Annotated in this window: 9 protein-coding genes and 1 pseudogene; 7 read left to right on the top strand and 3 right to left on the bottom strand. The window is 68.6% G+C overall.

Annotated elements, in window-relative coordinates:
* On the bottom strand, positions 1-1,087 hold a 1,087-nt coding region (locus J7I98_RS26685), incomplete at its 3' end, for a serine hydrolase domain-containing protein (protein ID WP_308377945.1).
* A 455-nt stretch (positions 1,088-1,542) separates the two neighbouring features.
* Between J7I98_RS26685 and J7I98_RS26680 the strand changes: the two genes are divergently transcribed.
* Positions 1,543-1,848 carry a hypothetical protein gene (locus J7I98_RS26680; protein WP_214927041.1) on the top strand — a complete coding sequence of 102 codons (306 nt, stop codon included), beginning with the start codon at positions 1,543-1,545 and terminating at the stop codon, positions 1,846-1,848.
* 115 nt (positions 1,849-1,963) lie between these two features.
* On the opposite strand, the gene J7I98_RS26675 is transcribed toward J7I98_RS26680, so the two are convergent.
* Positions 1,964-3,034, bottom strand: a complete 1,071-nt coding sequence (locus J7I98_RS26675) for a PP2C family protein-serine/threonine phosphatase (protein ID WP_251021232.1) — start codon at positions 3,032-3,034, stop codon at positions 1,964-1,966.
* Between the two features lie 349 nt (positions 3,035-3,383).
* Here J7I98_RS26675 and J7I98_RS26670 point away from each other — a divergent pair, with 349 nt between their 5' ends.
* The 6 genes and pseudogenes from J7I98_RS26670 to J7I98_RS42645 form a co-directional block, all read left to right on the top strand.
* Positions 3,384-4,154, top strand: coding sequence for a Ku protein (locus J7I98_RS26670; protein ID WP_214927037.1), 771 nt, complete (start codon positions 3,384-3,386; stop codon positions 4,152-4,154).
* Between the two features lie 486 nt (positions 4,155-4,640).
* A complete protein-coding gene (locus tag J7I98_RS26665) occupies positions 4,641-4,892 on the top strand; it encodes a ribbon-helix-helix protein, CopG family (protein WP_214927016.1) in 252 nt (83 codons plus the stop codon).
* Position 4,893: 1 nt separating this feature from the next.
* Positions 4,894-5,265: a toxin Doc gene (locus tag J7I98_RS26660; RefSeq protein ID WP_308377944.1), complete on the top strand. Its 372-nt coding sequence runs from the start codon at positions 4,894-4,896 to the stop codon at positions 5,263-5,265.
* A gap of 332 nt (positions 5,266-5,597) precedes the next feature.
* A complete protein-coding gene (locus tag J7I98_RS26655; RefSeq protein WP_214927002.1) occupies positions 5,598-5,753 on the top strand; it encodes a hypothetical protein in 156 nt (51 codons plus the stop codon).
* A gap of 128 nt (positions 5,754-5,881) precedes the next feature.
* Complete coding sequence (locus tag J7I98_RS26650; RefSeq protein WP_214926999.1) at positions 5,882-6,322, top strand: VOC family protein; 441 nt, start codon at positions 5,882-5,884, stop codon at positions 6,320-6,322.
* 17 nt (positions 6,323-6,339) lie between these two features.
* A pseudogene (locus J7I98_RS42645) lies at positions 6,340-6,521 on the top strand (pyridoxamine 5-phosphate oxidase); the annotation flags it as partial.
* A gap of 159 nt (positions 6,522-6,680) precedes the next feature.
* On the opposite strand, the gene J7I98_RS26645 reads toward J7I98_RS42645, so the two are convergent.
* Complete coding sequence (locus tag J7I98_RS26645) at positions 6,681-7,229, bottom strand: hypothetical protein (protein ID WP_308377943.1); 549 nt, start codon at positions 7,227-7,229, stop codon at positions 6,681-6,683.
* Between the last annotated feature and the right edge of the window lie 4 nt (positions 7,230-7,233).

The raw sequence follows: 7,233 nt of genomic DNA, 5'->3' as shown, positions 1-7,233 counted from the left end.
CGAGGTCGTAGACATTGACGGCCAGGACCAGCTGTCGCTCACCGTCGGCGGTGGTGAGGGACACGCTGGTGAAGCCGGGTCCGCCGCCGTCGGTCTCCCAGACACTGATCGGCTTGGTGTCCGGCTCCGAGCCGCATGGCACGTCCATGCGCTGCACGCCGAGTCCGTACGCCGGCGCGTCGGGGAACTGCACCGTGGTCAGGAGTTCGCGCTGCTGGGCGGGGCGCAGCAGCTTGCCGGTGAACAGGGCCCGGTGGAAACGGGCCAGGTCGTTGACCGTGGAGATCATGGCGCCGGCGGTCCAGTCGTACGACGGGCTGAATCGGGTCACATCGCGTCCCGTGAGGTCGTAACCGTGCAGATGAGGGCCGTGAATGGCCGGGTCGGTCAGCGGGAAGGAGGTGTCCTTCAGGCCGAGCGGGGCGAGAATCCGCCGATGAATTTCGGAGGGCGCGCTGTGAAGTGTGACTGCCTCGATCACCAGACCGGCGAGTAGGTAGTTGGTATTGGAGTACGACCAGCCGCCGCCGGGCGCGAAGAGCGGCTTGTGCCGGACGGCGCGGGCGATCACCTCCCGAGGGGTGTAAACGTAGCCCCATTCGTGGCGCTCCAAGTAGGGGGCGAAGAACTCCGGCTCGGTGGTGGGGTCGTAGATGCCCGAGGTGTGGTTGAGCAGTTGCCGAATGGTGATGGCCCTGCCGACGTTGCCGTTTCCCTGGACCACGCCGGGCAGCCATTTCTCCACGCTGTCGTCGAGCGAGAGCCGTCCTTCGCCCTCCAGCTGCAGAAGCACCGTCGACACAAATGACTTGGTGTTACTGGCAATCCGGAACCGCTGGTCCGGCCGGGCTCGCTCGCCGCTCGCCGTGTCCGCGAGCCCGGCCGCCATCCGTGACTCCCGCTCGCCGTGCCTGGCATACGCCACGACACCCGGGAATCCGTCCGCGACCGTCTGCTCGATGGCCGCCTTAAGGCCGGCGGGCGGCGAGGCCGACGCCCGCTCCGCCGCGGCCGCCGGGAAGACCCCTGATACCGCCACCGCGCAAATCCCCGCCCACAGTGCTGCGGCCCCTGCACGTGCATTCACCGATTGCTCCTGTTTCTGTTGCCTGTGCCGTTCCTGCCCCAGCGTGCCGGGCCGCCGCACCAGTCGCCCATCCTGCTGACGCCCGGGTTGATACGGGGGCTGTCCCCACCCCCTCACCGTCCTGTCCCTCGCTAAGTCTGTGCATGGCGAGGTCCTGACCAACGTTGCCGAGACCCGGGCTGGGCTGATCAGACCGCGCCATCCCGACGAACTGCAGGAAGGGCGACAAGGCGTCGACGGCGTGCCTGTACGAAGCGCGCCCGTGGTTGTAGTTGACGACTGAGCGTAGAGAACTCAATGATCACGCGGACCCATGCCCGCTGGTGCCCGCCCCACCTCTCCGACGCCTAATGCCGGTCGGTCTTAAGACGCACGCTCGCGTCTTTCGTAGCGGCGAGCGAGGCGGCGACCGCACGAAGTTCCGGCAGGGACCGGTCATTTCGAGAAATCCGAAAGTGATTGCAGCCGACCTGCTCTGCCGGAACGTCCCTCCAGCTCACGCTCTTGCACAGCACGTAAACGACGGCGGATGGCGCAAGGTCCTGGACCAGGCGCACTGCGTCCTCTCCGAACGGCTGGCGAAGGACGGCGGCGAGGGCGAAACGCTGAACAGCCTGACGATGATGCTGGGCATGGCGGCCGAGTACGCGGGGGGTGGCGACCTCTACCAGGCGACCGTGCCGGTTCCCCCCAACGCCAGGAGGCAGCCGTCTCGGCCCGCAGGCACAGGCAAGAGCCGCCGCCAGGTCTTCCTCTCCTGAATGCACTCCTGAAGGAGCACCCCTCAGGGCTTGTCGCCTGCATCGATGAGCGCCTTCTCGCCAAACGAAGCGCTCACCCGCCAACTCAAGCGCACATTCGCCAGCTGCCGACTGCTTATTTGCCTGCTTCTTCGTCGAGCCGGTCAACGACGAGCATCGCCGCATCGTCCGCCAGGTGGCCCCCGGTGTGACGGATCAATGCCTGGTGCAGTTGTTCCAGGAACTGCGACGGGGTGCAGGTGGGCACCGCTTCCATGGCCTCGGTCAAGGCGAAGAAAACGCTGTCAGGATTGCGGGCTTCGATCACGCCGTCGGTGTGCAGCAGCAGACGGTCACCGGGTGCGAGCGGATAGCTCTCCGCCTTGGCGGGAGGACCGGTGATGAAGTCGTCCAGGCCCAGGGGTGGCAGTGATGAGCTGGGCATCAGGGCGTGAACCTTGCCCTGGCGCAGCAGCAGCGGAGGCGGATGGCCGCGATTGACAACCTGGACCTCGAAGCCGTCGGTCACCTGAGCCACGAGCGCAGTGACGAAATCCTCCGCCTGGTCTTCCCTCTCGTCCTGGTCGACCGCACCCGGCGCGGCTCGCTCCCGGTGCAGCGCAGCCGCGCAGTGGTTCACCACCTCTACTAGGTCGTCCTCATAGTGCACGGCCTCCCGGAAGGCGCTCAGCACGGCTGCGGCCAAACCCACAGCAGGCAGCCCTTTGCCGCGGACGTCCCCCACGATCATCCGGACCCCGTACCGGGTCTGTACGGCCTCGTACAGATCGCCGCCGATCTGCGCTCCCGTCTCAGCCGCGAGATACATGCTGGCCGCCCGCACCGGACCCAGCCGGGCCGGTACGGGCCGCAGCAGGACTCTTTGTGCTGCCACGGCGACCCGGCGAACCTGGTTGAGCTCGCTCTGCCTGCGCGTGCGCACAGCTTTACTCGTGATGACACTGGCCACGGTCACCACGAGGAGGCCCAGGAGGTTGCTGTAGATCAGCAGGCCGCCCCACGCCTCGTGCAGGGTGGTGGTGGCCAGGCTGACGGCCAGGGCTCCAGCCGCTGCCGAGAGGGTGCCTTTCGGGCCCATCGTCAGCGAAGCCAGTGCCGGCATTGCGACGAGGAGAGGGCCGGTGTAGATATCGTGCGCAGGCGAGAGCTCGATCCCCAGCCCGAGCAGTATGATCACGAACGGCATGCACTGCGCGACTCGGAAAAGGGCCCGGCTATGACCGCCGGCTCCGGGCGGAGGGGCTAGGCGGAAGAGCGTCCGCATGGGTACAGCCTGCCTCGCTGAAGCTGAGTGTTCCACTCATCGCTGCCGCGGCCTCCCGGGGCATCCGGGGACCCGTGGCCGACACCTCCCCCAGCGCTACGGTGCCCCCGGGCGTCGCACCTCGACTCCATCGCCTCTCACATCGACCAACCGCCTTCAAGGCGGGTGAGGGAAGGCGGCCCGGCAACCGCGAGCTGAGCAGGGGACGGCCTGCGGGCCGTACGACGACTCCGGGGATGCGCGCTCGCGGCTGGCGGATGACGCTGGAGGCATGAGGGCCACGTGGTCCGGGACGCTCCAGTTCGGGCTGGTCGCGCTGCTCATCCGGCTGTACGCGGCCACCGAGGAGCACTCGGTGCGCCTGCACGAGATCCATACCGCCGACGGCAGCCGCGTCGAGCACCGCGGCTTTTGCCGAGCGGAGGGCCGGGAAATCCCGTACGAGGAAGTTGGCAGAGGCTTCCCTCTGCCGGACGGGCGCATGGTGCCGCTGACGGAGGAAGACCTGGCGCACTTGCCGCTGCGCACCAAGCGCACCGTGGAGGTCCTCGGCTTCGTGCCTGGCCAGGACATCGACCCGATCAGCTACGGCCGGCCGTACTACGCGGGCCCCGGCGGACCCGGTGCAGACCGCCCGTACGCGCTGCTGGTCGAGGCGCTAGCCCGCACTGGCTACGTCGCCGTCGCGAAGGTCGCCCTGCGTAGCCGGGAGCGCCTGGCGCTGCTGCGACCTCACCACGGCCTGCTCGTCCTCCAGACCCTCCTGTGGGAAGACGAGCTGCGTGACCCTGGCGACCTCGCACCGTCCACGCCCGTCACCGACCGGGAGCTGGAGCTGGCCGAAGTACTGATCAAGGCACTCACCGGCATCGACGTGAGCGAAGTCCACGATGAGTACGCCCACGCCCTGGAGCAGCTCGTCACGGCGAAGGTCAGCGGCGGCGAGCTCGCCGAGCCCGCAGAAGCGGCTCCGGTGGTCGATCTCATGGCCGCGCTGGAGCAGAGCGTTCGGGCCGCCGCGCGTGCCCGCAGGGGTGAGTGACCAGGACGAGCCTGCCGTCTAACGGCCACTGCCCTTCTTTCTTGCGCTCGCACGTACTCATCCGCGACACCTGGGCCGCGCAGTCGGCGCCCTTACAGTACGCGGAGGCCGGGCGGCTCCCGAGCTCATCGCCGGGCTGACCTTCCCGGATTTGCACACAGCCCAGCAATCCGACGACAGCCGACGCAGCGGCGACGCGGGCGCAGGCTTCGTGGTGGACCACTCCAGCTCAACCCTCCCCGCCGCTGAGCGAGCCGCGCTCCCGCCGGAGCATGTCGGGCGGCTCGGGAACGTCAGCAGTCGGCAGCACCAGGGAGCGGCAGCAGCCTCGACACGCGGTTGGCTCCGGGCCGGAGCGTGACACGCGCAGATTCACCCCGGGTACCCATGGGGCGATATGTGCAGTGTGACCGGCGCCGGACTGGCGGCCGGAGGGATTCCGGCGAATCCGCACCCGTGCTGTACGGCCTGCTGTACGGTCGGGGTATGGCATCGAAACCAGTGACGATCCGGGTCGAGGAGCAGCTCCACGCGCTGCTCAAGGAACGCGCCGAAGCCGAGGGCACCACGGTGACCGCGCTCATTACGCAGGCCGCGCACGATGCGGTCCGTGACCCCCGCCTCGAAGGTGCCGCCGAAGTCTTCCGCGCCTTCATCAACGACAACGCGGACGCGTTCGACGCGGCCTTCCCCGAAGACGCCCCCGCCCGGCTGGATGCACCGGGACGGGCCGCCTGACGTGGAGCTCTACGTCGACATCCGGTGGCTGCTTGAGCGCCAAGCGGAGGTCCTCCCCAAGCACCCCCACATCCACGACTTCTCGAATCTCGTGGCCGCGGTCGCCCGGCACCGCGTCAACACCCCACGCGTCGGCGCCACCGTCGACAACTCCTGGCGCGCGGCCGCGCTGATGCACGCCGTCATCCGGCTGCGCCCGCTCCCGGCCCGTAACGCGCTGTTCGGCGCGGGCATCGTCGTGGCGTACATGAACGCAGCCGGCGAAGGCCTCGATGCGCCGTACGGCGCGCTGATCGATCTCGCCCGCGACGTCGACGCCGGGCGGGCCGACGCGTACGACGCCGCCGACCGCATCCGCTCCTGGCGGATCTGACCACCTGGCCCGAACCGGTTGGAGGGGAAGTTCGCCATGGCCGACCGAATACGCAGGTAGCGCACTGGGTGCCGGTGCCGGCCGCGGTCTACCGCTGTGTCAGCGCGTACCTCGGCGACGAGGTACGGCTGGACGGTGACGTACCGGAGCTTGTTCCCAGAGCCCCATCCAGCGCTGATCTGCATTCCCGTCCACGGATGCTCGGGCCCGCCGGGGGTCAGCGCGGCCCCCAGCTCGCGCCGGCGCCGCGCGGCGGGGCCCGGACGGGTGCGGCGAGGGCGAGCGGCACGGGGAACTCCACCCGCCAAGGGTGACCCGGCACCGTGAACTAATTGGGGAAGCGCAATGCTCAAGCGCGCACGCTGCGAATCGTCGAGGAAGCATTGAAAAGCGGGGACGGCACGCTGCGGCTGATCGTCTTCATGGGAGCGGCCACCTGCGCCGCACTCACCCTCGGTGGTGGCGCCTGGCTCGCGGGTCTGCTGTAGCGGTGCTGAGGCGCGATCCAGATTTTTCGGAGTTCGGCGGTCTGAGGATGTCGAGAACGTGCCACCGGCTCCGTCCCAGGGACATCAGCGGCCACCACCGGCCGCACGAGGAAGAAGGAGAAACCAGCATGGCGATTCAGCGGATGGACAACGTCGGCATCGTGGTCGAGGACATGGATGCCGCCATCGCGTTCTTCGTGGAACTCGGTATGGAGCTGGAGGGCAGGGCGGAGGTCGAGGGCCTCTTCGCCGACCAGTGCACCGGACTCGACGGCGTCCGCTGTGACATCGCGATGGTCCGGACCCCGGACGGTCACAGCCGGCTCGAGCTGGCGAAGTACCGCAGTCCCGCGGTGATCAGCGCCGGGCCGCGCAACCGGCCGCACAACATTCTGGGCACGCACCGCGTCATGTTCGCCGTCGACGACCTTGAGGACACCGTTGCCCGCCTGGGCCCTCACGGCGCCGAACTCGTCGGCGAGATCGCCCGGTTCGAGGACAGCTATCTGCTCTGCTACGTCCGCGGCCCGGAGGGCATCATCGTCGGACTGGCCGAGCAACTGCGCTGAGAAGGAGGGACCGAACCATGCAGCCGAAGGAGATCATCGAGGTTCTGAACCGCCCGATCAGCCAGGAGCTGCTGGCCCGTGACGTGACCCGCCTGGCCTACGTCGCAAGGACGGAACCCTGCGCAACGTACCGATCGCCTTCACCTGGAACGGGTCGTACATCGTCATGTGTACGACGAAGAACGCGCCCAAACTCCCGTGGCCACCCTCGCGCACAGGCTCCTGAAACGACGGCACCAGTAGGTGAGACACATCTGAGTGTCTGGAGAACCGTCCCATTTCGGCTCCGCCGCCCACCCGTCCGGTAGATCTGGACTGCCCACCGGCACCATGAGCATGGGATCGGAGAGTGACCACGTCACCCGCCCACCCCCTCCGTTGGAACCGGTGTCACGGTGGTCAATCGGTCAGCTCCAAACTGTGCGTACAACACGCCCTCGATACCGGCCGTGCCCCAGGCCGGGTCCAGCCAGTCCTGGGCGATCGTCCGGTCCGCTGTGGCGGGGCACAGTGTGAACGGGGCGGTGAGCGTGTCACGGGCGAAGAGGTCCTCGAGTATCGCGCGGCGCTTGCGGTACAGCCGGGCCACGAGTTCGGTGCCGGAGGCCTCCAGGACATCGAACACGACCAGGTAGGCAGGGCGCTCGGCGGCGGCCTGGACCGCGCTGCGGCCGCGGCGGCGGGCACGGCGTTGCAACTCGCCGAAGTGCAGCCTCCCCTCGTGTGCCACGATGAGCTCGCCGTCCAGGACGAGGTCCTCATCGAGCTGTGCCGCGGCCTGGGCGATGTCCGGGAACGCGGGGGTCAGGTCCGTGCCCTGGCGGGACTGCACCCGGACCAGGTCGGCGCGCGCGAGGACCAGGACGGCGTGCAGGAGCGACGGATCCGCGGTGCTGGCGTTGATCACTCCG

The organism is Streptomyces sp. ISL-98 (genome assembly GCF_018614055.1).
In the GTDB taxonomy this organism is placed as follows: domain Bacteria; phylum Actinomycetota; class Actinomycetes; order Streptomycetales; family Streptomycetaceae; genus Streptomyces; species Streptomyces spiramyceticus.
This window is presented reverse-complemented; position numbering and strand designations above follow the sequence as displayed.

What these genes read in the sequence shown, in the direction of transcription:
- J7I98_RS26650 (WP_214926999.1), top strand. Translation starts at nt 5,882, where the DNA reads ATGGCGATTCAGCGGATGGACAACGTCGGCATCGTGGTCGAGGACATG.
- J7I98_RS26665 (WP_214927016.1), top strand. Translation starts at nt 4,641, where the DNA reads ATGGCATCGAAACCAGTGACGATCCGGGTCGAGGAGCAGCTCCACGCG.
- J7I98_RS26670 (WP_214927037.1), top strand. Translation starts at nt 3,384, where the DNA reads ATGAGGGCCACGTGGTCCGGGACGCTCCAGTTCGGGCTGGTCGCGCTG.
- J7I98_RS26675 (WP_251021232.1), bottom strand. Translation starts at nt 3,034, where the DNA reads ATGCCGTTCGTGATCATACTGCTCGGGCTGGGGATCGAGCTCTCGCCT.